Source organism: Streptomyces sp. N50, assembly GCF_033335955.1.
Classification (GTDB): Bacteria; Actinomycetota; Actinomycetes; order Streptomycetales; family Streptomycetaceae; genus Streptomyces.
Genome location: NZ_CP137549.1, coordinates 4112746 through 4135766 on the forward strand (window position 1 = coordinate 4112746; position 23021 = coordinate 4135766).

The 23021-nt window shown below is 68.1% G+C and carries 29 protein-coding genes and 1 pseudogene; 11 read left to right on the forward strand and 19 right to left on the reverse strand.

Annotated features, from left to right (window positions below; genetic code table 11):
* Window positions 1-124 precede the first annotated feature (124 nt).
* Window positions 125-1117: a phosphotransferase gene (locus R2B38_RS18075; RefSeq protein WP_318017164.1), complete on the reverse strand. Its 993-nt coding sequence runs from the start codon at window positions 1115-1117 to the stop codon at window positions 125-127.
* Between the two features lie 305 nt (window positions 1118-1422).
* Between R2B38_RS18075 and R2B38_RS18080 the strand changes: the two genes are divergently transcribed.
* Window positions 1423-2196 (forward strand): HAD-IA family hydrolase, encoded by a 774-nt coding sequence (locus R2B38_RS18080; RefSeq protein ID WP_318017165.1) that lies wholly within the window; start codon window positions 1423-1425, stop codon window positions 2194-2196.
* Here the strand turns inward: R2B38_RS18080 and R2B38_RS18085 are convergent.
* Entirely contained in the window at window positions 2159-3046 is an 888-nt protein-coding gene (locus R2B38_RS18085) for a GntR family transcriptional regulator (RefSeq protein WP_318017166.1), read from the reverse strand. The two genes, R2B38_RS18080 and R2B38_RS18085, sit on opposite strands and share 38 nt — an antisense overlap.
* Before the next feature lie 172 nt (window positions 3047-3218).
* Between R2B38_RS18085 and R2B38_RS18090 the strand changes: the two genes are divergently transcribed.
* Complete coding sequence (locus R2B38_RS18090) at window positions 3219-3401, forward strand: hypothetical protein (RefSeq protein ID WP_318017167.1); 183 nt, start codon at window positions 3219-3221, stop codon at window positions 3399-3401.
* Window positions 3402-3406: 5 nt separating this feature from the next.
* Here the strand turns inward: R2B38_RS18090 and R2B38_RS18095 are convergent, their stop codons facing one another.
* From R2B38_RS18095 to R2B38_RS18105, 3 genes are read right to left on the reverse strand one after another with little or no spacing between them, the layout of a single operon-like run.
* Window positions 3407-4279, reverse strand: a complete 873-nt coding sequence (locus tag R2B38_RS18095) for a winged helix-turn-helix domain-containing protein (protein ID WP_318017168.1) — start codon at window positions 4277-4279, stop codon at window positions 3407-3409.
* Window position 4280: 1 nt separating this feature from the next.
* Window positions 4281-4991, reverse strand: a complete 711-nt coding sequence (locus R2B38_RS18100) for an HAD family hydrolase (protein ID WP_318017169.1) — start codon at window positions 4989-4991, stop codon at window positions 4281-4283.
* Between the two features lie 29 nt (window positions 4992-5020).
* Complete coding sequence (locus tag R2B38_RS18105; protein WP_318017170.1) at window positions 5021-5899, reverse strand: winged helix-turn-helix domain-containing protein; 879 nt, start codon at window positions 5897-5899, stop codon at window positions 5021-5023.
* 166 nt (window positions 5900-6065) lie between these two features.
* Between R2B38_RS18105 and R2B38_RS18110 the strand changes: the two genes are divergently transcribed.
* Window positions 6066-6254 carry a hypothetical protein gene (locus R2B38_RS18110; protein ID WP_019062567.1) on the forward strand — a complete coding sequence of 63 codons (189 nt, stop codon included), beginning with the start codon at window positions 6066-6068 and terminating at the stop codon, window positions 6252-6254.
* 58 nt (window positions 6255-6312) lie between these two features.
* On the opposite strand, the gene R2B38_RS18115 is transcribed toward R2B38_RS18110, so the two are convergent.
* From R2B38_RS18115 to R2B38_RS18130, 4 genes are all read right to left on the reverse strand, one after another.
* On the reverse strand, window positions 6313-7227 hold the full coding sequence (locus tag R2B38_RS18115; RefSeq protein ID WP_318017171.1) for a winged helix-turn-helix domain-containing protein: 915 nt from the start codon (window positions 7225-7227) through the stop codon (window positions 6313-6315).
* A gap of 229 nt (window positions 7228-7456) precedes the next feature.
* Complete coding sequence (locus R2B38_RS18120) at window positions 7457-8716, reverse strand: GNAT family N-acetyltransferase (RefSeq protein ID WP_318017172.1); 1260 nt, start codon at window positions 8714-8716, stop codon at window positions 7457-7459.
* Between the two features lie 668 nt (window positions 8717-9384).
* Entirely contained in the window at window positions 9385-10317 is a 933-nt protein-coding gene (locus R2B38_RS18125) for an asparaginase (RefSeq protein WP_318017173.1), read from the reverse strand.
* A gap of 43 nt (window positions 10318-10360) precedes the next feature.
* Entirely contained in the window at window positions 10361-10963 is a 603-nt protein-coding gene (locus R2B38_RS18130; protein WP_033281303.1) for a hypothetical protein, read from the reverse strand.
* Window positions 10964-11133: 170 nt separating this feature from the next.
* On the opposite strand from R2B38_RS18130, the gene dtd reads away from it, so the two are divergent.
* Entirely contained in the window at window positions 11134-11559 is a 426-nt protein-coding gene (gene dtd, locus R2B38_RS18135; protein ID WP_318017174.1) for a D-aminoacyl-tRNA deacylase, read from the forward strand.
* Between the two features lie 14 nt (window positions 11560-11573).
* Here the strand turns inward: dtd and R2B38_RS18140 are convergent, their stop codons facing one another.
* The 6 genes from R2B38_RS18140 to R2B38_RS18165 form a co-directional block, all read right to left on the reverse strand.
* Window positions 11574-12539 carry a YgfZ/GcvT domain-containing protein gene (locus R2B38_RS18140; RefSeq protein ID WP_033281305.1) on the reverse strand — a complete coding sequence of 322 codons (966 nt, stop codon included), beginning with the start codon at window positions 12537-12539 and terminating at the stop codon, window positions 11574-11576.
* Between the two features lie 10 nt (window positions 12540-12549).
* A complete protein-coding gene (locus tag R2B38_RS18145) occupies window positions 12550-12990 on the reverse strand; it encodes a Fur family transcriptional regulator (protein WP_318021720.1) in 441 nt (146 codons plus the stop codon).
* 34 nt (window positions 12991-13024) lie between these two features.
* Complete coding sequence (locus R2B38_RS18150) at window positions 13025-13600, reverse strand: FABP family protein (protein WP_318017175.1); 576 nt, start codon at window positions 13598-13600, stop codon at window positions 13025-13027.
* A gap of 221 nt (window positions 13601-13821) precedes the next feature.
* The gene (locus tag R2B38_RS18155) at window positions 13822-14772 is read right to left on the reverse strand and encodes a hypothetical protein (protein WP_318017176.1); all 951 of its coding nucleotides are present in this window, start codon (window positions 14770-14772) and stop codon (window positions 13822-13824) included.
* A complete protein-coding gene (locus R2B38_RS18160; RefSeq protein ID WP_318017177.1) occupies window positions 14769-15641 on the reverse strand; it encodes a hypothetical protein in 873 nt (290 codons plus the stop codon). Before R2B38_RS18160 ends, R2B38_RS18155 begins: the two co-directional genes overlap by 4 nt.
* Window positions 15638-16444: a hypothetical protein gene (locus tag R2B38_RS18165; RefSeq protein WP_411978468.1), complete on the reverse strand. Its 807-nt coding sequence runs from the start codon at window positions 16442-16444 to the stop codon at window positions 15638-15640. The genes R2B38_RS18160 and R2B38_RS18165 overlap by 4 nt, the downstream gene beginning before the upstream one ends.
* 69 nt (window positions 16445-16513) lie before the next feature.
* Here R2B38_RS18165 and R2B38_RS18170 point away from each other — a divergent pair, with 69 nt between their 5' ends.
* Entirely contained in the window at window positions 16514-16876 is a 363-nt protein-coding gene (locus R2B38_RS18170) for a DsrE family protein (RefSeq protein ID WP_318017179.1), read from the forward strand.
* On the opposite strand, the gene R2B38_RS18175 is transcribed toward R2B38_RS18170, so the two are convergent.
* Together R2B38_RS18175 and R2B38_RS18180 are read right to left on the reverse strand one after the other, a co-directional pair.
* Window positions 16870-17151, reverse strand: coding sequence for a DUF397 domain-containing protein (locus R2B38_RS18175; RefSeq protein WP_318017180.1), 282 nt, complete (start codon window positions 17149-17151; stop codon window positions 16870-16872). The two genes, R2B38_RS18170 and R2B38_RS18175, sit on opposite strands and share 7 nt — an antisense overlap.
* Window positions 17133-17975 (reverse strand): helix-turn-helix transcriptional regulator, encoded by an 843-nt coding sequence (locus tag R2B38_RS18180; protein WP_318017181.1) that lies wholly within the window; start codon window positions 17973-17975, stop codon window positions 17133-17135. The genes R2B38_RS18175 and R2B38_RS18180 overlap by 19 nt, the downstream gene beginning before the upstream one ends.
* 183 nt (window positions 17976-18158) lie before the next feature.
* On the opposite strand from R2B38_RS18180, the gene R2B38_RS18185 reads away from it, so the two are divergent.
* Together R2B38_RS18185 and R2B38_RS18190 are read left to right on the forward strand one after the other, a co-directional pair.
* On the forward strand, window positions 18159-18524 hold the full coding sequence (locus R2B38_RS18185) for a hypothetical protein (protein ID WP_318017182.1): 366 nt from the start codon (window positions 18159-18161) through the stop codon (window positions 18522-18524).
* Entirely contained in the window at window positions 18521-18802 is a 282-nt protein-coding gene (locus tag R2B38_RS18190) for a hypothetical protein (protein ID WP_318017183.1), read from the forward strand. Before R2B38_RS18185 ends, R2B38_RS18190 begins: the two co-directional genes overlap by 4 nt.
* A gap of 16 nt (window positions 18803-18818) precedes the next feature.
* Here R2B38_RS18190 and R2B38_RS18195 read toward each other — a convergent pair.
* Window positions 18819-19259: pseudogene (locus R2B38_RS18195) on the reverse strand (SAM-dependent methyltransferase); the annotation flags it as partial.
* Between R2B38_RS18195 and R2B38_RS18200 the strand changes: the two are divergent.
* Window positions 19227-19433, forward strand: coding sequence for a hypothetical protein (locus tag R2B38_RS18200; protein ID WP_318021953.1), 207 nt, complete (start codon window positions 19227-19229; stop codon window positions 19431-19433). The pseudogene R2B38_RS18195 and the gene R2B38_RS18200 overlap by 33 nt on opposite strands.
* Window positions 19434-19446: 13 nt before the next feature.
* Entirely contained in the window at window positions 19447-19737 is a 291-nt protein-coding gene (locus tag R2B38_RS18205) for a DUF6087 family protein (RefSeq protein ID WP_318017184.1), read from the forward strand.
* Between the two features lie 177 nt (window positions 19738-19914).
* On the opposite strand, the gene R2B38_RS18210 is transcribed toward R2B38_RS18205, so the two are convergent.
* Complete coding sequence (locus R2B38_RS18210) at window positions 19915-21042, reverse strand: FAD-dependent oxidoreductase (protein ID WP_318017185.1); 1128 nt, start codon at window positions 21040-21042, stop codon at window positions 19915-19917.
* Between the two features lie 143 nt (window positions 21043-21185).
* On the opposite strand from R2B38_RS18210, the gene R2B38_RS18215 reads away from it, so the two are divergent.
* Window positions 21186-21896 carry a helix-turn-helix domain-containing protein gene (locus R2B38_RS18215; RefSeq protein ID WP_318017186.1) on the forward strand — a complete coding sequence of 237 codons (711 nt, stop codon included), beginning with the start codon at window positions 21186-21188 and terminating at the stop codon, window positions 21894-21896.
* Window positions 21897-22051: 155 nt separating this feature from the next.
* Window positions 22052-23017, forward strand: a complete 966-nt coding sequence (locus tag R2B38_RS18220) for a ribosome-inactivating family protein (RefSeq protein WP_318017187.1) — start codon at window positions 22052-22054, stop codon at window positions 23015-23017.
* The last annotated feature ends 4 nt before the right edge of the window (window positions 23018-23021 follow it).

The window sequence follows — 23021 nt, forward strand, 5'->3', positions numbered from 1 at the left end:
GGCACTCCGAGTGTGCTCGTACCGCTGACGAAGCAGGACAGACATGGAAGCAGATAGAGAGGCACGATTCAGGAAGGATCTTCGCGGTCTCACTACACGGACCTAGACTCGCGGCCTTCTGATGTTAGCGGACGAGCGCCGCCGCGATCCGGGATCTGCTCGGAACCTCGGCCAGCCCCAACGGGCCTGCGGCAGCAGTCAAAATGGTCTGCAGTTTCCCGACCACCGAGGGAAGCCTGACCCAGTTGATTCTCGGCCCGTCACGCAGGAAGAGCGACAGCCGAATGACGTCGGTGAATACCGACTGCGCCTTCTTGAAGCCGAGAAGACGTTCTAGGTCCTGTTCCCAGCCCTGTGCGCTTCGGGGCCGTACCCGGTGGACGACTCTGGACCATTCCTCGACGATACGGCGCTCCTGGTCCGCCGGATAGGACATCAGGTGGAGGTTGGTGGCCAAGTCGTAGAGCGGATCCCCCAACATCGCCAACTCCCAGTCGATGGCCCAGAGTTGGCCGAACAGGTCGAGGACGAGGTTTTCCCGGTGCAGATCGGCGTGCAGAAGACAGAAGTCACGTTCCCTCATTCCGGAAACGTTCTTTCTCAGCTGGACGAACGCGTCGTCGCCGATACCGAGGTCTTCGAAGAGTCTTCCGAAACCCTGGTGGTTCTTCTTGTAGACCTGCTTTTCGACGAAGACGATCAGACGTTCCAGGAATCCGTCGCAGTCGCCGTCCTCTGCGCGGTCCTCGGGCTCACAGCGCCGCTCCACATGGAGCATGTCCGGCGTGATCCGCGCCATCTCCTGGAACAGGTCGACGATCTGGTCGAGGACCGCCTCAGGAATTCTCCGGTCGCCCCAAGGACGCGCCCTGAGGGTCCGGCCCTCGATGAACCCCTGCAGCGCCATGCCCTCGACATCGTGAATGGCGGGGATGCGGCCGACCTTCCCCTGCAGCGCGCGGAGCAGATCCTCCTCCGAGCGGAAGCATCTGCGGTCGAACCACAGGATCTCCTCGCGCGGCTCCCGGAACTTCACAATGCGCGTCTCACCGGGCATGAACAGCACATAGGTCTCGTGGTGGTAGCCCTTGAGCGGGCCTCTGACCACGCCGTTCACGCCGCCCAGTTCGTCGGCTCGCCGCCGAACGCCGGAGAGTTGGGATGTCATTCGTTGCGTTCAGCCCGTTCCGGTGGAGCCGATGAGGTAGTTGAGGCAAGGGATGGGGCACGTTACTCCACCGGCTTCGAGTACCGGTGGAGAACCCGCCCATTGAACCGCCGCGGACGACGGTACGTACGTTCACTCGACGCGACGACGGACTCGGAAGTACGTGTCTCGGGCCGGATCCCGGGCGTTAGACGTGGGAACCGTGGAGAACGCGAACCCCTCCGGGACAGACTGTCGCGACGACTAGGAGCCCCATGACCGACGCGGCCGACGCGCCCGACGACCAGGACGTGCTGCTGCGCCTGCTCACCACGACCCGTGCCGTGCTGTTCGACTTCGACGGACCGGTCTGCGACCTCTTCCGCGGTGTACCCACGGATGGTGTCGCAGAGCAGGTCAGGGAGGCGGCACGGCCGTACTGGGGCTGGCGCGATCCGGGGGACCAGGGCCGGTTGGATCCGGATGTCGAGTCCTGCCAAGACTCGCACGACATCCTCCGCCGCCTCAGGGACATGTACGAGCAGCCGGCCACGAAGAAGCTCTCGCCGGAACCGCTGGAGCTCGCGGAGACGATCGTCACCGAGCAGGAGACCGAGGCGCTCCGGACCGCGGTACGCACCCCGCACATCGTTACCCTCGTGGACCTACTGCACGAACTCGACATGCCCATGGTGATCGTGAGCAACAATGCCGAGGGCCCGATCCGCAGATATCTCGAACAACCGGATTTTCGCGGGAAGTTCGAGGACGTGTTCGGCCGCGACCCGTCTGATGCCCGCCGTATGAAACCCGATCCGCATTGCGTGAACCGAGCCCTCGGACACCTCGGCATTCCCGCTTCTTCATGCATCCTGATCGGCGATCAGATCGCGGATCTGAAAGCGGCGCGGGAGGTCGGCACCTGGTTTGTCGGATACACCAGAAAAGAAAAGCGGGCCCGGGAAATGAAGGAGGGCGGTGCGGACGCCGTGGTCTCCACACACCTTTCGATCATCGCGGCCGCCGAGAAGCTCCGACCTGTTTGGTGAGACCCTCCCATATTGAGTCGAACCACTCCTGCCAGCTCCTCACGAACACCGTTCCCTGCGAATGGAGTTCAGCATCCATAACAAGGTGAGTGAGACCGGCGCCCAGGCCCTCGACATCGAGAACGTCTTCGATTACCTCACCGTCCTCCATTTCGATGGACCGCTTGTACAGTTTGTACGGGCCGAACACCGCTTCTACCCCGTTCAGAAGATAAAGCTTGAACGACGGCGCCAGCGGAATCTGGCGGATCTGGAGATCCACGGCGGGCACGAGTCCCGTCGTCTGTAGATCGCTCAGCGCGGTGCGCAGAGACTCGGTGTACCGCCTTGTGATGTTCAGAAACCGCACTTTCAGACGCTCGTCCTGAGCCGGCTGCCCGGTCCGTCCGTACGGGATTTCAAGTGATTCGGAGGGCAGCATCATGCGCAGGGCGATGCGTTGCGGGGCGATCTCCCCGGCCCGTATCCGCTCCGCCTGCATGCGGATGTGCGCGTCCAGCGACTCGGACGTCAACGTGAAGACGTCCAGGGTCACTTCACTCTGTTCAAAGGCGTGATCGATGAGCGGGCGGAGCGTGACCAACCCGCTGCTCGTCGAGGACTGGACCTGCTGGCCCTTGACGACCCGGGAACCGCTTCCCTGGCGCGTTTCGATCCAGCCCTCGCTCCTCAGCTCCGTGAGCGCCTTCTGCACGGTGTCACGAGAGACCTCGAACTCCTCGGCCAGTTCACGCTGTGGAGGCAGGAACGAACCCTTGGGGTAGGTGCCGTCGTTCATCCGCGCCCGCAGCTCACCCGCGACGCGCTCGAACTCCCTGCCGCCGCCATCGCCCGGGGTGCCGTCACTCACACCGCGACCGTACCTCTCATCGCCACCGAACAAACCACTTCCAGTCAAATCACCCCGCCAACTTGACTGCCGGTTAAGGGATCAGTAGGCCAGGGAACAACCTAATTACGTCAACCAGTCCAATTGGACGGGTAGTTGATCGCTTCTCGGGAAGCGGTGGTTTGGGGGAGTCGTGATCGTCTTTCAACTGCTGGGCGTCATCTTCAACTTGGGTCTCGCCCAACTGCTCCAGTCACGCTACGGCGCACTCGGCGTCCTGTGCATGTTCCTCATCGTGGTCGGCCTCCGGGCACGCAACACGGTCTGCCTCTCCATCGGAGCCCTGATCTTCTTCCTGCTGATGACTCAGGCCTAGCAGAGCTAGTCGGCCAGCCGCGTCCAGACGGACTCGAACCAGGTCGTCATGCCTTCCACGAAGACGGACCCCGGCGAGGTCGGGTCGGCGTCCTTCACGTGGTGGGTGAGGGTGGCGCCGTAGCCCAGCACGTCGAGCGCCGTGATCCTGTCCCCGTCGTCCAGGACCATCGCGCGCTCGATGATCGTGTAGACGCCGTGCAGTACCTCGGCACCATTGATCACGTACAGCTTGAAGGTCGGCGTCAGCGGCGTGTGCCGGATCTCCAACTCGACGGACGGCACCAGGTTTTCGGCCTCCAGCGCCATCAGCGCCTCACGCAGGGACTCCGTGTGCCGCCTGGTGATGCGATGCAGGCGGTCGTGCAAGCGCGGATCGTCCTTGTCGTCCTTGGCCCGCGGATACGGCAGGGTCATCGACTCGGTGGGCAGCAGCACGCGCAGGGCGATGCGCTGCGGAGTGATGTGCCCGGCGCGGATCCGTTCCGACTGGAGCCGGATGTGCGCGTCAAGGGACTCGGACGTCAACGTGTAGACATCCAGGGCGACTTCGGGCTGCTCGAAGGCCTCACTGATGAGAGGACCCAGCGTCAGTGCCTGGCGTGACCGGCTGGCCCTGGGTGACCAGGACCGTATGCGCTGGTTCTTGACGACACGTGAACCCGTGCCCTGCCGGGACTCGATCCAGCCTTCGTTGCGCAGCTCCTCCAGGACCCGCTGCACGATGTTCCGGGAAACCCCGAACTCCGTCGCGAGCGCCGACTGTGCCGGCAAGTAGGAGTTCAGTGGATACGACCCGTTCGCCACCCTCACCCGGAGCTCTTGCGCGACCCGACGGAACTCCTTGCCGCCGCCTTCGTCCGGCCTCGTCCCTGTCACGTCACGTCAGCATCCGCAGCAGGGGCTTCAAAGAGCCCACGACGTGCTCCGCTCCGCCCTCCCTCAAGAGCTTCTCCTTACGTTCGTTACGCGCGTAGCCGAGGAAGGGGACCCTGGCCTCGTGCGCGGCCTCGAAGTCCGTTGGGGAGTCGCCGATCATCAAAGCGGCGGCGGGCTCAGCCCCCATCGCGCTCAGAGCTCGGTTGAGGTAGTGCGGATCGGGCTTGAGAAGGTGGAGTTCCTTGGTGCGGCCATAGATGTGCGGGGCGAAGCAGGTGACGAGACCGCGGCTATCCAGGTATGCGCGGGCCGCCTGGGGGGAGTTGTTCGTGGTGATCGCCAGCCGGGAGCCCACCGCAGTCCAGGTGCGGATCAGAATGTCGGCGTAGGCGGTGGGCATCGCGGAGGCGGCAGCTCTCACCTCCTCTTGGGTGAGACGTCCCTCCAGTTCCGCCACCAGGTCGCTGCCGGGATGCCGGCGGGCCACGGCTCGCAGTACTTCCTGCGGGTTCGGGGAACCCCGTTCGGTGTCTGTGAGCAGGCTGCGGAGGCCTTGCCGCTTCAACCACTCCACCAGCTCGCCGGCCACCCGCTCCGCCGAGTGTCCGGCGAACAGTCGGCAGATCGGCCCGTCGAAGTCCCACAGCACCACTCGCGCACGCGTGATCAGTTCCCGCAGCTTCTCTGTCTCTTTCTCTATCTCTGCTGTCACCAGTTCAGTCTGCGTCGCATCAGAAGTCACTAGGAGAGTGTCAGGTCCGTCGTGATGGTTTCCCAGAGGGCGTCGAACCACAGCTGTGATTGCTCCACGAACGCAGCGTCCCGCTCGCCGGCCTGCCGGAGGAAGGAGAAGAGGAGGGACTTGGCGCCTAGTACGTCGTACATGTCCAAGGTCTGGCTGCCGTACTCCTCCTCCCGTCTGGTGAGCATGTAGTAACCGAGCAGCGCCTCCTGGCCGTTGAGAAGGTAGAGCTTCACCGGTGGAGTGAAAGGGAGCGCCCGGAACGTGACCTTGACGTCCATGCCATGGGTGGCTCTCAGGGACAGCAGGTTGTGCTGGAGCACCTGGCCCTGGGCGTTGCGCATCGACAGCCAGCGGTCGTGGACCGATCTGTCCTCGTCGTCACCATCGGCCGGGACGGGGAACGCGAGGGTGATCTCCTTTGAGGGGACCAGGATGCGGACCTCGATCGACTGGGGGCTGAGGCGGCCCTCGTGGATCTGGCGGAGGGGTTCGCCGATGGCCACCATCAGGGTCTCGGCGGTGTGGCACACCACGTCTATGTGGACGGCCGGCGCGGAGAAGGCTTCTGTCAGGCGTGGTGCCAGCCCGACCATCGTCGGCTGGGGGGCACCGGGCGCAGGAGTAGGCGCGGCGATCCGCGGCGGACTCCCCTTGCTCACATTCGTCAGGAGCCCCGCCTCCTGGAGGAGGCGCAGCGCCTGGCGTACGGCTCCCCGCTCGACCCCGAACTCCTCCGCCAGGTCGGCCTGGGTGGGCAGGCGGTCTCCTGCCTTGAGGTCGCCGGTGCGGATGCGGTCGCGTAGGGCGTCGGCGATCTCCTGGGGCGAGAAGCTTCTGCTGCCGTTCACTGCCACGTTCTCCTGGGTCACTACCAAACGGTATAACTCTGCTCCATCTAAGGGGAGTTGTTTGGAACCTGATTGTAAGTAGGTGTGAGTAGGTGCCAATCGGGAACAACTTAAGCAGAGTTGGCTGCCAACTTTCTAGAGTTGCGTCAAGTTGGTGGAAGTTTTGCTTCCACAGCCCGAAGGGGGAACCACCGTGCCCGCCATAGCCCTCCTCTCCGCCGTCTTCGTCGTCGGCTTCGAGCAGATCGTCCAGTGGAAGTACGGCGCCACCGGGATCATCGGCCTGCTGTTGCTCTCCATCGGCATCAAGGCCAAGAGCCCGGCCATCAGTTCCATCGGGGCCGTCGTCCTGGCCCTGCTGGTCACCGGACCGGCCCTGTGACCGTACGACCCGAAGGCCGCCCCCAAGGTCACGTCAGGTCAGCCACTGCGGGAGGCGATCAGCTCGTGGGTGTCAGTGTGAGCTCCGAACTGATCGTCTCCCACAGTGCGTTGAACCACAGGTGCGACTGTTCCACGAACGTCGTGTCCCGCAGGCCGGCGCCCTGCTCGAAGGCGAACAGCATCGACTGGGTGCCCTCCGCGTCGTACATCTCCACCTGCTCGTGGCCGATCTCCGCCTCGCGCTGGGTCAGCGTGTAGTAGGCGAAGAGCGCCTCCGAGCCGTTGAGCAGGTACAGCTTCACGGGCGGGGTGAAGGGCAGCGCGCGGAACGTGATGTGCACGTCGATGCCGTGCGTGGCGCGTAACGCGAGCAGGTTGTGCTTCAACACCTGTCCCTGGGCGTTGCGTTGGGCCAGCCAGCGGCGTTGCAGCCGGCTGTCGGCCGGGGCGTCCACGCGGGAGGGGAAGGCGAGGTCGATGTCACTGCTCGGCAGCAGCACCCGGACGTCGACCTTGGCCGGTTTCAGACGTCCGGCGTGGATCTGGCGCAGCGGTTCGCCGATGGCCAGCGTGAGCGAGACCGCCGTGAGGCACAGCGCCTCGATCTCGACGTGCGGCTGCGCGAAGGCCTCCGATATGCGCGGTCCCAGGCCCACCATCGTGGGCTGCGGCGGGGCTCCCGGGCCGGTCAGCGCCAGGTTGAGGTCGGGGGCCACGGTCGCCGGGCTGCCCTTGGACACGTTGGTGAGCAGCCGCTCGGACTGCAGGATGCGCAGCGCCTGTCGTACGGCCCCGCGCTCGACGCCGAACTCGTCCGCCAGCTTGGCCTGGGTGGGCATGCGCTGGCCGGGCCGCAGTACACCGGACCTGATCCGGGTGCGCAGCTCGTCGGCCAGCTCGCGGTGTGACCACTGTGGCCGTGGTGACCTCGTCCGTCCATTGACGGTGGCGTGTTTCGGGTCCACGACCAAACACTACAACTTCCCGCCATCTTTCGGCAGTTCAAGGAAAGGTGGTTATGAGACGTACCCAAGAGGAGATAACTAGAAGAGAGTTGGTCACCAACTTGGCTAACTTGGCCGCCTGGGTCTCTCTCCTGGAGGGGAGCCGAGAGCCCGGCGGCCGGCACCACCATCACAACTGAACAGCTACGGATGAGTCCAGTCCATCAACAGGCACCAGCGGAAGGGTCGTTCAGGTTCAGAAGATGTCCGGGCACCATGGCCGCCTGGACGTACGCAGCAGGGCGTCGGCCACACGGGCGGCGCCCGCTCGTTCTTCCCGGACCCGCCCCAGCGCGGCCAGCCGCACGGCCGACTCGTCCCCCAGCCACAGCGTCCCCAACTCCCTTACATCGAGGGTGAGTTCGGGACTCTCCGTCGTCGGCGTACAGGACGCCCCCTGCGCCGAAGCCTCCAACCGGTAGCGCCCACCGGCCAGTCCGGCCCCGTCGACGACCTCGAACACCAACGCGCCCTCCCCCTCGTACGACCGCGCCTCCATGGCCCGTACGACGTCCAGGACCCGCACCCACAGCCAGTCCGCCTGTGTCGTGATCGTGGCGGCGCGCGGGTCCGGCAGCAGCAGGGGCAGCAGGTCGTCGGGGGCACGCCAGCCCGACTTCACCTTCGTCACCCAGTCGATCGAGCAGAGGTGGTGCCACAGCGCGCGTTCGGCCGCCGGGGTCGTGGCGATGAACCCCTTCACCGTGGCCGTGTCGAGCGGCTGCTTGGCGTCGGTCCATGTGTCGTCGCAGACGTACGCGACCAGGCCCTGCACCTCGCCGTCCGCCGCGCGGTGGACGGCGTAGAACGGCTCGGTCCACGGCGCGCGCGTCAGCCGTACGGCGCCCGTGTTGACCTGCCACCAGCGGTCGTCGCGGGTGATCGCACCGGGCTGGACGCGGCGCAGCCGCTCGTGCAGTTCGGGACCGAGCTTGCGTACGTCCTCGCCGTCCACCAGGTCGATACGGCCGCCGTCCTCCGGGGCGGACCAGCGGGGGTCCAGGCCTGCCCTCGTCACGTCGATCTCCCACTGGGTCGCCGACGTGGCCGGGCCGAAGCCGTATCGACCGTAGATCCGGTACTCGGCGGCGATGAGTGTGGCCACGACGTCGCCGCGTTCCTTCGCGGCCGCCAGGTCCTGGGCCATCATGCGGTTCAGGAGGCCTCGGCGGCGGTGGGTGGCCGTGACGGTGACGTTCGAGATGGCGTCGGCCGGGACCGGTCTGCCGCCCACGGCCGTCAGCTCCTGAGGGAACGAGCGGAAGGTCGCCACGCAGCGGGTGCCGTCGAAGGCGCCGAGGGTGCGGGACGGGTCGATGTAGCTGCTGCGGTCGGCGATCTCTTCGTCGGGGACGTACGGGGTGCGCAGGAAACCGGTGTTCAGGGCGCGGATCCAGTCGGGGATCTCGGGCTCTGTGACGGGGCGGACGGCGAGATCCTGGGTGTGACTGGTCATGGGATCACGCTAGGTGCACGAACGGTGGGGTGTCTCGGGGATTTTTCCTCGCCCCCGCCGCCCCTACCCGTCCCATCCCTGGGGACTGCGCCCCCAGACCCCCCTTCGGCCTGAACGGCCTCGTCCTCAAACGCCGGACGGGCTGAGTGATGCCGGCGCAGCTGAAAGAGCGGACGGGGTGAAAAGCAGAAGCACGCCCCACCGGCGGATGTCGCGGCGCCGCCCCGGCGTGCAGGCGAGACGTCAGCGCACCCGTCGCCCCCTGCCCCCTGCCCCCTGCCCCCTGCCCCCTGCCCCCTGCCCCTCCAGAAGCTGGGGTATTTTCTAACCACTCATAGGGTGTGAGAGTGGTTAGAAAAGAACCCAGCTTCCAGCACCCACCCACACACACCCACCCAGCGCTGGCCGCTGAGCCGAGGTGGCGTGCTGGCGAGACGCGAGTGCGTTCCCTCCGCACCGGCCAGCAAGGCAGTTCAGGCAAAGGGGTTCCTACCTGGCCACCCGTTCCTGCGGACCGCTCGCTCGCTTCTGAAACGGGCTGGAGCGGCCCTAGTCAAGGGTGGCCCGCAGGGCCATCGCCGCAGGCGACGCGACCGCAGGGAGCGCCCTTTACTCGGGCCGCGGAAGCCCGACACTGGCTGAGAAGCGAGTGGTCCAGTCCCTGCCCCCTAGAACACCGCTCGGATCTCTCCCACCTCACGGCCACCACCCAGCACGGCCGCCTTTCCGAGCGCCTCGGTCGGTACGTCCATCAGGTCCAGTGTTCGTCGTAGCACCGGGCCCAGCGCCCGCCCCGCGCCGTCCTCCACCTTGAACGCCAGTGCTCGGCCGTCCGGGAGGGCTACCGCCTGGACCGCCTCCGCGCCCATCTTCGACAGGGCGCCCGGTACCGCGCGCATCAGCCATGTGTCCGGGCGGCGGGTGCCGGCTACGTACTCGGGGTGGGCGCGCATCGCGTCGGCGACTCGGCGTTCCGGGGAACCCGGCTCCGCCAGGACGAAGGAGCGGTACGCACGAGCCAGTCCCGTCAGGGTGATTGCCAGGAGGGGGGCGCCGCAGCCGTCCGTGCCCACGGCCGCCACCCGCTCGCCCGAGACTTCTTCCACAACCCTGTGGATAAGTTTCTGGAGCGGGTGCTCGGGGTCCAGGTATGAGTCCAGTGGCCAGCCCCGTTGCGCCGACGCCGCCAGCATGGCCGTGTGTTTGCCGGAGCAGTTCATGGCGATGCGGTCGCGTACGGCGCCCGACGCCAGGTACGTCTCCTGCTCGACGGGGTCGAGGGGGAGGTCCGGCGGGCACTGCAACTGGCCCGCGTCCAGGCCGTGTTCGGAGAGGAGTCGGCGTACGAGATCGCGGTGGAAGAGTTCGCCGGAGTGGCTCGCGGCGGCGATCGCGAGGCGTTCGCCGGTGAGGTCGAGGCCCGCGCGCAGGACGCCCGCCGCCTGCATCGGCTTGTTGGAGGAACGGGGGAAGACGGGGGTCGTCACATCACCCAGGGCCAGTGCCACCGAACCGTCCGCCGCCAGGATCACCAGGCTGCCCCGGTGGCGGCTCTCGACGAAGCCGGAGCGGACCACCTCCGCCAGCACCGGAGGGGACACATGCCCCGCACCCTCAGCCGTCACATCGGGCCCCTCACGTCGCTCACGTCAGCAGGTCGTCCACCTGCGCCTCTCCCTCACGGTACCTGCGGGCGATCTCCGCGCTACAGCCGTCGGCCGTGTGCTGGAGGAGCTGGCGGCGGCGGGACACCTGCTGTTCGTACCGGACCAGGCGGCCCATCGCCGTGGTCAGTTCCACGTCGGTGCGGGCCTCCAGGTCGGACAGTTCGACCTCGGCGAGCATCTCCGCGGCCAGCAGCCGGTACTCCTCGCTGTGCGGGGTGCCCAGCGTGACGTGCCGGGCCGAGGAGCGGTGGCGGGCGGGGGCATCGGTGAGGATCTCCGAGAGACGGTCCACCACCGATGCCGCGCCCGCCGGGGAACGCCGGGCCAGCTCGGCGCGCAGGATGTCGATCCGGCCCTGGAGCAGCCGTCGTACGTAACTCAGGTCCGCCTCGTCGCGCTGGGCGTCGCGGCGCAGCGCGCGCAGCTCCGGGAGCCGTAGCGCGGTCAGGTCGGGTGCGGGCGGTTCGGCGGGCAGCAGCGGGCTGTCCACGCGCTGCACGGGCGGGCGGCGCGTGGCCGGTCCTCCCGCGCGGATCAGCGAGACAGGCCCAGGGGGCTGCCCGGTACTCGGTGTGCTCATGTGCCTCTACCCGTCCCCTCGACCGGCGTGTGGACAGCATCGTGCCACCCCAACTGGCCGCTATGTGACCGAGTGCCCCCGAACGGCCCCAGATGGGGGGTTAAGGATCAAAAATAGGCCCGCCGGAGGCCCCTGAAGGTCCTTCTCGCCCGCACGGCATCATGGGATCCATGCGAGCAGTGGTGCAGAGGGTGGACGGCGCGAGTGTCGTCGTAGAGGGCGAGACGGTCGGGGCGATCGACGGCGAGGGGCTCTGCGTCCTCGTCGGCGTCACCCACGACGACACCAAGGAGAAGGCGGCCCAACTGGCCCGCAAACTCTGGTCGATCCGCATGCTGCACGACGAGAGGTCGTGCAGTGATGTCGATGCCCCGCTGCTCGTCATCAGCCAGTTCACGCTGTACGGCGATGCCCGCAAGGGGCGTCGGCCCACCTGGAACGCCGCCGCCCCCGGCGATGTCGCGGAGCCCCTGGTCGACGAGGTCGTCGCCCAACTCCGCGCCCTGGGCGCCACCGTGGCGACGGGCCGCTTCGGCGCCCAGATGCGCGTCTCCCTGACGAACGACGGCCCGTTCACGGTGGTCGTGGACCTCTGAGTCCCCATGAACAACTAGGGCTCTACGACCACTTCCTGGGCCGCCGCCGTGCTGTCGGCCAGCAGCGGCGCGTCCAGCGGCACGTTCCGCTTCACCAGCGCGAGGGCGATCGGCCCGAGCTCGTGGTGGCGTACGGACGTCGTGATGAAGCCGATCTTCCGGCCCTCCGCGCCCTCCTCCGCGAGCCTCAACTCCGTGCCGTGGCCCGGGAGATGGACCTCGCTGCCGTCGAGGTGGAGGAAGACGAGACGGCGCGGGGGCTTGCCCAGGTTCTGGACGCGGGCGACCGTCTCCTGGCCGCGGTAGCAGCCCTTCTGGAGATGGACCGCCGTGCCGATCCAGCCCAGCTCGTGCGGGATCGTGCGGTGGTCGGTCTCGAAGCCGAGGCGGGGGCGGTGGTGCTCGACGCGCAGCGCCTCGTAGGCCAGGATCCCGGCCGGGGGGCCCGACTTCTCGGCGTACGACTCCAGGTCCTCGCGCGGGAGGAAGAGGTCGCGGCCGTAGGGCGTCTCACGTACGACGGCACCGGACGGGACCTCGGCGATGGAACCGGCGGGGACGTACACGACCGCGAACTCGCTTGTGCGGTCGGTGACTTCGACGCGGTAGAAGAACTTCATCGACTCCAGGTAGGCGATCAGCGCCTCCTGGGTGTCGGGTTCGGTGTGCATCCAGACCGTCGTGCCGTCGTCCACGAGGTACAGGGCGTGCTCGATGTGGCCGTGCGCGGAGAGGATCAGCGCCTCGGTGGCGACGCCGGTGGGGAGGTCGCTGACGTGCTGGGTGAGCAGGAGGTGCAGCCAGCTCAGACGGTCGTCACCGGTGACCGCGACGACGCCCCGGTGCGAGAGGTCGACGAAACCGGTGCCGTCGGCGAGGGTGCGCTGCTCACGGAACAGGTCGCCGTAGTGGGCGGCGACGCCTTCGTCCACTCCTTCGGCGGGGACGGCGCCGGGCAGGGACAACAGGGGGCTCTTCATACCGGTAAGCCTACGACTCGGTAGTTGAAGTCTTCATGGAACAGTCGCGGCATCTGCCGAAGATGGCGAAGTGCTTCATGTCGGTCTCGAAGCCGAACGTGTCCCGCAGCTTGGCCCGGAACTCGGCGGCGACCTCGACATCGGCCTCGATGACGTTCGTGCAGTCACGGCAGACGAGGTGGATGTGGTGGTGCCGGTCCGCGAGGTGGTACGTCGGCGCCCCGTGCCCCAGGTGTGCGTGACTGACCAGCTGGAGCTCTTCGAGGAGCTCCAGGGTTCGGTACACGGTGGAGATGTTGACCCCCGACGCCGTCTTCCTCACCTCGATGAGGATGTCGTCGGGGGTCGCGTGCTCCAGGGTGTCCACGGCTTCGAGCACGAGCTGCCGCTGCGGGGTCAGCCGGTAGCCGCGCTGCCGCAGATCACTCTTCCAGTCCGTGCCTGGGTCCATGCCTTGGGTGCTCACCACACCTCAGAGTCTAGAACTACTTGAAGAAAGCGATCCCGTCGTCCGGCATGTCGTCCGGCAGGGCCTTCGCCCACCGCTCGACGTCGTCCGGGGTGACGATCTTCTTCAGGTGGGCGGACATGTAGGGCCGGAGTTCAACCTCGGGGGTCTGCTTCTCGCCGACCCACATGAGGTCGCTCTTGACGTAGCCGTAGAGGCGCTTGCCGCCGGTGTAGGGGCCGGAGGCGGCGATGCGGGCGACGGCGTCGGTGACCAGGTCGATCTGGGGCTTCTGCTTGGCGAGCTCGCCGTACCAGATCTCGACGACTCCGTCGTCGCGGGTCATCGTGACCTCTACCTTGCGGTCGGCGTCGATGCGCCAGAAGCCGGACTCGGTCTCCAGCGGGCGGACCTTGTTGCCGTCGTTGTCCAGGACCCAGGTGTGCGAGCGGTACTCCAGGAAGTCGCGGCCGTCGTGCGTGAAGGAGACCTCCTGGCCGAAGTTGCACTTCTCGGAGCCCGGGAAGTCGTGCACGCCCGCGCCGGCCCACTCGCCGAGCAGGAAGACGAGGGGGACCAGGTCCTTGTGGAGGTCGGACGGGATCTCGATCATGGCGTCAGCAGTTCCTCGGTGGGGGTCAGCGCTGGCCCTGGTACAGCTTCTTCACGCTCAGTCCGGCGAAGGCGAGAACGCCGACGCAGACCAGGACCAGCAGGGTTTCGAAGAAGATCTCCACGGGTGCTCCTCGGATGAGCGTGGTGCGGTACGCATATGTACACAGGGCCGGGCCCCAGCTTACGCGGCTGGGACCCGGCCCTCATGGCGAGGTACGGCTAGGCGAGCAGCTGGCTCTGCAGGGTGACCGTCTGCCGGAACGGGACGGCGTTCGCCCCGCCCTTCCTCGACTGCACGATCATCGCGACGGTGTCGCCCGCCGTGAGGAACGCCTCGCGGACCTGTTCGGCGCCGTACGGCTTCGTCTCGGCGTACGGGAGGAGCGAGACGTCCGTGACCTTGGCCGCGTCCGGGAAGTCGTCGTCCGACTCGTAGCTGTCGGCGCCGCGTACCGGGTAGGTGGGCGCCGCGTACCCGCCCAGGTTCCCCGAGACCAGGCCGTCGGCGACCGTCGCCGTGTCGAACTGGAGCAGGTAGATCCGGGTGTGCGTGCCGTCCGGGGTGGTCCAGCCGCGCGCCGCGATGTGCCGCAGACCGTCGTCGGTGAGCTTCTGCGCGAGCTCGGTCCGGTCGTCGGCGGAGGAGAACTCGGCGAGGAACACCTTCGTGGCCGGCCAGCCGTCAGGGCCGTCGAGCGCCTTGTCGCCCGTGGCCCCCTTCGGCGCCGGCAGCACCAGCGCCCGCAGGTCCGCGAAGTGGGACCCAGCCGGGTTCGCCTCGGCCAACGGCCCCGGGCTGCCCTTCGGCAGCGGCGGCTTGGTGAGGGTGGGGTAGTCCCACCGCCCGTCCGACGCCGTCCCGAGCCCGGGCACGTCCGTCCGCTTCATGCCGGTGATCCCGTACGCCGTCCCGGCCCCGGCCACCGCGAAGACGACCACGGCGGCGGTCCAGCGGAGCACAGCGCGGAGAACCCGACGATCCTTCTTGACGGGAACGGACAGGGGTTCCCGCTCCTGCCCTTCCTGCCCTTCCCGCCCTTCCTCCTCTTGCTCATGGAGGGCGGCAGGCGGGAGGAGCGGAGGCTCCGGGACGGCCGGTTCTTCCACGGTCGTCGGCTCAGGGGTGGGCTGGGCGGTCTCCACGGCCTTCTCCTGCTGCTGGTCGGTCATACCGCCTCCCCCGGGTCCTTGATGCGGTCGAGCTGTTCCTGGAGCAGGCGCCCGATGGCGTACGACTGCATCGGCCTGACGGCCTGCGCCGTGAGGGTGACCAGGACTTCCCCCTGGTAGGCGGAGCAGTAGATCGTGTCGAGCTTCTCGTCGCTGCTCTTCGGCGAGAGGAAGCACTCGGCGTTCTTGTAGCCGTTGATCGACGGCCCGGGCCGGAAGACACCCAGGGAGTCGAGGAACTCGTTCTGGAAGCGGGACGCGTTCCGTACCGCCGACTTGTCCGCGATCTGGGCCAGCACGATGCTCACCGTCGACGCCTTGTCCGTGTAGACGGACGCCTGCTCGTCGGTGCTGACATAGCTGCGCATCGCCAGGCCCTTGGTGTGCTGCTTGTCGATCGCCTTCTCCAGCGGCTTGCGCTGCTTGGCCGGCAGTTCCTTCAGCGACTCCTTGCGCAGCGCGGTCGCCTGCGCCCCGGTGAACGCCACGTCATGGCCGTACTCCGCGAGGTCGGGCCCCTGGCTCCAGCCGTCCGGGCCGTACGGCACGAGCGCCGCGGCGAGCCCGGTCGGCCTGGCCGCGCCCTCCGCCTTCTCCTTCGACACCTTCGGGAACTTCCATACGGCGTCACCCGCGTCCCGGTCCGCGCCGTTCACGGTCACGACGGTGTACCCGACCGCGCCGACCACGGCGAGGCTCAGCAGCACGACCCCGGCGACCGCGGCGATACGGCCCCTGCGCACCGACTTCCTGACCGTCTCGGGGGTCAACTCCGCGGAGCTGCCGACGAGTTCGGGAACAAGTACGTCGGCGTCCGGCCCCGGCTCCGGCTCCGGCTCCACCCGCTCGGTGGGGTTCTCCGTGGTCACAGCCGCTCCATCTGCCGCTTGGCCAGATCCATGATCTTCTTCTTGGAGACGGGGCTCCCGGAGGAGACCCACACCTGCATCTCGATGTCACCGCGCCAGGCGTGCGCCTCGGCGTTGTAGACATCCGTGTAACCCGCCTTGCGGTCAGGCGAGTTGTGGACGTACGCCATCCCGTCACCGGTACCCGGAATGGGCCAGCTGTCGGTGTGGGACTCGTCCTCGGCGTAGTTGTAGGCGTTGCTCGCGGCGTCGGAGGCGACGAGGTCGTCCTCCTGGCGGTACTGCACGAGCCGGATCTCGACGAAGAGCGAGCCGCCCTCCCGCCAGTTCACGACAGCCGCGCGGCGGAACTCATTGGCGACGAGCTCACTGAAGGCGTTGGCCGGCCTGTCGTACGTCTCCGCGTACCCGGCCAGGTCCAGCCACCCGTCCTTCCCGACGGTGTAGTCCGCGTCCCGCGCCCCGCTCGGCCTCTTCAGCAGCAGCTTGCGCAGGTCGCCGTCCGTCTTGACCCTGCGGTCCTGGGCGGCGGACAACGGCTCCGGAGCCGGCCCCTTCGCCTGCGTGAGCGTGGCCTGCGAGAGCGAGGGCAGCGCGTCCGGCGCGCGGTTCGCCTGCACGAGGAATCCCGTACAGGTACCGGCGACGACACCGAGCACGGCGGCGACGGCGATGAGGACGGTGGTACGACCCCGGCGGCGCGGGCGGGGCGCGGGCCCCGACTCCGGCTCAGGCTCGGGCACTTCTTCGATGGATTCTTCCGGTACTTCCAAAACGTCCCCCACGGAACATGACGTGCGCATTCCATATGCGCGCACAGGAGACCCATGGCCAACGCAAGGAGTTGTAAGGGAGTTGATTACGATTCGGCCATGTCGAAGAAGCTCGTGATCAAGGTGACCGCAGGGGCCGACGCCCCCGAACGCTGCTCACAGGCCTTTACGGTCGCCGCGGTCGCCGTCGCCAGCGGAGTGGACGTCTCCCTGTGGCTGACCGGCGAGTCCGCCTGGTTCGCCCTCCCGGGCCGCGCCGCCGAGTTCGAACTCCCGCACGCCGCGCCGCTGCCGGACCTGATCGACTCGGTACTCGCAACGGGCCACGTCACGTTGTGCACGCAGTGCGCGGCCCGGCGGGACATCGCCGAGAAGGATGTCATCGAGGGGGTGCGGATCGCCGGGGCGCAGGTGTTCGTACAGGAGGTTATGGCGGAGGGTACGCAGGCGTTGGTCTACTGAGCCGCCTGCCCCTTGGCCGAGTTGACGAACTCCGACCAGGCCTCGACGCCGAAGATCAGGGTGCCGTGGGCGGGGTTCTTGCTGTCGCGGACGGGGACGAGGGGGAGGTTGGAGGCGACCTCGACGCAGTTACCGCCGTCCGTGTTGCTATAACTGCTCGTGCGCCAGTCGGCGGCGCTCAGGAAGTCGTCGGACACTTCGATGCAGTTGCCGCCGTCCGAGTTGCTGTAACTGCTCTTGCGCCACGTCACATTGCTCAAGTCGATGGCTCGCACGGCACTTCCTCCAACATCTGCAGGACGAACGATCGCGACTCCGCCGGGGACATGGCCAGGTCGCGTACCGCATCATATGCACGTTGGAGGCGCTCAACCCGTTCGGTTTCCTCGATCAGTTCGCCGCGCACATCGTTCTCTGTGTAAGCCACGGTACGACCGTCGGGCAGCCTCAGGAACATGGTGTCGGTGTTCGTCAGACCGTGGACTCCGCTGCCGAACGGCAGAACGTGGGGCGTGATGTTCGGGTGCTCCGCCACCTCAGCCAGGAACCCCAACTGCTGACGCCAGGCTCGCTTGTCGCGCATCCCCATGCGCAGCACCGCTTCGGAGATGATGGCGCGGAACGGCGGTGCATCCTCGCCCTCCAGCAACTTCCGTCGCCGCACGCGCGCTTCAACCTGCTGCTCCAGTTCTTCGCCTCGGAGCCCGCCTGCCGTGAGGGCCTCCCTCACGTACCCGTCCGTCTGGAGCAAACCTGGCGGAGCGCTCACGGAGTACTGCCACAACCCCAGAGCCTCGGCCTCCAGCGCCATGTACCGCCGGTACTGCTCCTTGAACTGCCTCGGGTCCCCAACTGCCAGTTCCCACAAGGTGAGTAGCAGCGGCGCCGTGCCGTAGTACTGATCCAACGCCTGTACGACCTCGGGCCCACCCAGCGTGCCGCCACGCTCCATCTTCCCGAACTGCGACGCGTCCCACCCCAACGCCTTCCCCAACTCCCGCAGACTCAGGCCCCGTTCACGCCTCAACCTCACCAGTTCCTCGGCAAACCGCTTCCTGGGCTCATGGCTCATCTCCGTAACCACCAGCCGTTGCGGCATCTCGACCTCCCGTTGCTGTGGAATTTGTGGAATTTGGCGTGCCCCGCGCGGAAGTTGAGCCCGTTGGTACCGCATTCGCCTCCGCCCTGGGCCATCCTCGTAACACACCCAGGAATGCACAGAGTAATACAACTGTCGCATTCTGTACGGAAGTTACACAAAAAGGAAGAGGAGGAGACGCCGATGGAACCCGGAACGCTGCTCTACGACCCGGCGACCGACACGGTCGGCGAGTACCAGGACAAGGCAGGGCCCTACGCCCTGCTGCGCCCCGTCGGCGGCGGACGCGAATGGCAGGCCGACCCGGGGTCACTCCGCCCCGCCACAGACGCGGAACGCATCAGCGCCGGCGTCCGCGCAGCGAACCACCGCGCCCGCACCGACGCCCCGTTCCTGGTCGCCGTACCCCCGCAACCCGCCCCCGGTTGCGCCGGGTGCGCGGAACTGGCCGAGCTCCGCGCAGCGGCCCGCACCGCCCGCGACTACAGCGCCGAGACCGACGCGAACGTCCTGCTCCGCAAACACCGCAGCGAGGCCCACGCCGTATGAACCGTCCCCGCCCTCACCAGCTGATCCAGGTCCCCCCGGCCTGGACGCTACCGCCCCCGCTCATGCCGGCGGCGCCGTTGCCCGTCGTACGACAGGCGGAGCCCCCGGCACCACCACCCGCCGCGCCTGTACCCACACCCTCACCCACACCCTCACCCGCCCGGCGTCGGCGACGGTTCCGCGCACCCCGGGCGCTGCGCGAGGACGCCTTCTGGACCGGCGCGCTCACCGCGATGTGCATCGGCGGCCTGCTGATGGCGATCATCGCGACGACCTGAACGTCCCAGGCGCACGTCAGGGCCGGGGCAGCGGCAAGCTCGGCATCTGTGGGTGCCGCAGGTGCTGCCCGCCGTCATGGACGTGCAGGCTGAAGGTCTCGGGCCCCGGCCGGTCGGCCGCGTCGTAGGCGTCCAGGACGCGCTCGACCCGCTCCCACAACCGCACCGGGCCGCCCTCGCGCACCTGCCACCGGCCGTCGTACGGGGTGAGGATGGCGGCGGAGCCGGTGACGACGTCGACCAGGTGCACGGTCTCGCCGACGGTGACCATCTGTGCGTCGGGTACGGCGCTCTGGGCGAGGAAGCGCAGGTGGAACGCCTCCTCCGTGGCGGCGCTGATCCGCTCCGGGCTCTGCCGGGCGGTCCGGGGCCTGTCCGGCAGGCCGGCGGCCCAGTGTGCGGGGTTGCCGAACACCGGCGCCGCGTGGGTACGGGCCGGCATGAACGACACCGTGCCGCCGCGGCCCACGATGCGCTCGACGACGCCGCCCGCATCGACTCCACACTCGTCGCGTCCCGTCTCAACACGCTGCTGGACGCTGCCCGTCCGTACGGAACCACCACGGTCGACGACGTACGGACCCGGGCGAAGGAACTCGCCGCCGCCAGGCCGACGACGATCGCGGCCTGAGACCATCGAGCGCATGGGCAAGCACAGCCGACCCGGACCGCCGAACCAGCCGTCGCGCGCCGTCCCGCGCGCCGATGCCGACGACCCGCTCGCGCCGTACGACAAGCGGCGCCGCCCGCCGATGGACGTCTTCCGGCGGCACCGACCCATGCACGGCGGCGCCGGTCACCTCCGGCCCGACGAGCCACGCGTCCTGGAGGAGTGGGACGGCTTCACTTACCAAGTGGTGGGCACCGCCGACGACTTGACCGCGGCACAGGAGTGGGTGAACGAACTCAGGATCGGCGACGCCCCGGCCGAGTGACGCCCCTTGGTCACGCCCCCTGCTCCTGCCGCGATACGCAGAAGTTTCGCGCACCCCGTGCCCTGTGCGAGGACGCCTTCTGGACAGGCGCGCTCACCGCGCTCTGCATCGGCGGTCTGCTGATGGCGATCCTCGCGACGACCTGAGACGCCGCCCCGTACCAAGGACAACCCCGCCTCAGGACACCTTCGCTCCGGGGGCGAACGCCGGCAGCCTCTCAAGACTGCTGCGCACGGCCTCCGCGCCGTACTCGAACATCTGCCGCTCGTAGTCGCCGACCGCGCCGAGCAGATCCCGGCGGCCGCCGTCCGCCTCGATCAGGCAGCGGCGCAGCAGGTCCGCGTCGCGCAGCGCGGTGTTCGCGCCGTTGCCCCCGGTCGGGGAGGTCGCGTGGATCGCGTCGCCGAGCAGCGTGACCGGGCCGGGCGCCCAGCGCTCGGCGGGCTCGACCACCCGGATGGACAGCAACGCGCTGTTGTCCGGGTCGGCCTGCTCGATCAGCGCGCGCAGCTCCGGGTGCCAGCCCTCCATCCTGGACAGCACGGCGTCCTGCGCGGTCACGTTCTCCAGCGAGCCGCCGTTGGAGGGCAGGATCATGGCCCAGCGCACGTAGTCGCCGATGTCGGGCAGCGTGACGTCGGGGGCCAGCTGCTCGGCGGCCTGCTTCGGCGGGGTGCGGAAGCGCATCGCGCCGAGCAGCAGGCTGACGCCGTCGCCCGCGATCTTCGAGCCGTACGCCTTGGACAGGCCGGCGAACTCGTCGGTCAGCGGCGTGCGGCCGATGACGAAACGGACGCCGGTGTCGGTCGGGGTGGTCCGCGGCGACAGCACCCCGCGGACCGCCGACATGACGCCGTCCGCGCCGACGAGGAGGTCGGCGGTGGCCGGGTCGCGGTGGGCGAACCGGGCCTGGACGGTGCCGTCAGGCTGCACGTCGTAGCCGGTCAGCGCGGCGCCGGTGTGCACGGTGAGGCCGGTCAGGAGCAGGTGTCGTAGCACCTGCCGGTCGACCACGATGCCGGTGCGGCCCGCGCCGAGCCTGCCGATCTCGTTCAGCTGGGGGTCCAGGATGAGCTGCTCGGCGGAGGCGTCCATGACGATCTCGTCCAGCAGCGGGTGCCAGCGCGGGGGCAGGCAGTCGCGCAGCGCCTGGAACCCGGTCGGGTTCAGCACGAGCCGGTAGCCCTGGAACCGGGCGACGATCCCCGGGTCGCGCTCGAACACGTCGGCCTCGATGCCGGCACCGCGCAGGCCTTGGGCGAGAGCGAGGCCTCCCAGACCGGCTCCGACTACGGAAACGCGCATGACGTACCTCCGGGATATCGATACCTCGGCACCTCGACACCTCGGTACTTCGGTACTTCGGCGCCTCGGCACGAACTAAGTTCGTTATGACGAACTAAGTTCTACTTAACGAACTTAGTTCGTGTCAAGGTAGGGTGATCGGCATGCCCGCTGATCCCCGTGATCCCCGTGATCCCCGTGATCCCCGTCAACGCCGCGCGGCCCGCAAGAAGCCGATCACCGTCGACCGGATCACCGACGCCGCCCTGGAAGTCGTAGCCACCGAGGGATACGACGCGCTGACCATCCGCCGGGTCGCCGCCGTGCTCGGCACCGGTCCGTCGTCGCTGTACGCGCACATCGTCAACAAGGACGACATCGACGACCTGCTGATCGGCAGGCTCTACGCCGAGGTCACGCTCCCCGAACCGGACCCGGCCGCCTGGCGCGGGCAACTGCTCGGGGTGTACACCCAGATCCGCGACCTGTACCTGAAATACCCCGGAGTCTCGCGCGCCGCGCTGGCCATGGTGCCGACCAGCCTGGAGACGCTGCGGGTCGGCGAGGGAATTCTGGCGATCCTGCTCGCGGGCGGCGTCGAACCGAGGACGGCCGGCTGGGCCCGCGACGCGCTGTCCCTCTACGTCAGCGCGTACGCCCTGGAACAGTCACTGGTCCGGCAACGGCACCGGCGCGAGGACCCGGAATGGGTGCTCAGCCAGGAGGAGCTGCTGGCCCGCTTCACGGCCCTGCCGGCCGAGCGGTTCCCGCAGACCCGGGCCCACGCCGCCGACCTGATCTCCGGCACCGGCCCCGACCGCTTCGAGTTCACCCTCGGCCTGCTCCTGAACAACCTGCGGCCCGCGTCTGGTTGACCTGCGCGTGAAGCAGCCGCCCTTGGGCTGGCCGTGGGATTGATTTCCCTGGTGGAAGGGGGTGTGAATCAACTCCGTCGATGTGAGTCTCGGTGGGACCGAGCCGGACATATGGCTCTGTTTCCTCCCCCTCCTCCTACCGATCGGAGCCCCCCATGCGTGCCAGCGTCGTCCGACGTGTCAGCCTCTCGGCAGCCCTTCCGTGCGTCCTCGCGGGAGCGGTCGTGGTGTCCGGCACATCCGGCATGTCATCCGGCATGTCCTCCCCGGGGGCGGCCGGCGCCGCGCCCGCGTCCCACACTGTGAAGCTCGACGCGCAGGAGGTGGCGCAGACCAACTTCCCGCAGGTCCACTGGAACATCGACGACGGTACCGACGGCTACCGCGCCATGCTCAGCGCCCTGGACGCGCTGGCCCGCAGCACGGCCAACGCGCGGCTGACCGGTCCGGTGGTCAACACGCGGGGCAACCGGGTCACCGTCACCGTCCTGGACAACAGGCGGACGAACAACTTCGCCGACGTCGTCATCAGCTCCCCGGGACACTTCGCCCCCACCGTGCACGCCGTGGTGCGCCTCAGCGACCTGTACGTGGTGCGGGTCTACACGGTCGGCACGTCCCACAACCGCGTCCTCAACCTCATCCGGAACGTCCCCAACGAGTCGAGCACCGACGACAACTTCTTCGTCGGCCGGGAGGGCTACGACGCCCTGTCCCGGGTCGGCAACCAGTCCCTGACCGGTGTCACCATCGGCCCCGGCCCCCTCTCGCAGGCCCTGTTCGACCTGGCCAGCACCAGCTCGTCCCGGCTCAACCAGGCCCGCGGTCTGCTCAGCGTCATCTTCGGCATCTCGGAGGCGGCCCGCTTCCGTACCCTGGCCGACCGGGTCGCGCCCTCCTTCGACAGCGGGGACTCGGTCACCTACAGCTCCCAGCAGATCGCCCTGATCCGGAACTGGGCCAACGTCAGCCACGTCTACGTCGGCCACGTCAACGGCACGGACGACGGCGCCAGCACGAGCGTCGCCGGCGCCGACATCTCCGACGCCCGCCAGGCCGCCTCCCTGCTGGCCATCGCCCTCAACGACGGCACCAACCCCAACCCCAAGGACGAACTCTGACCGA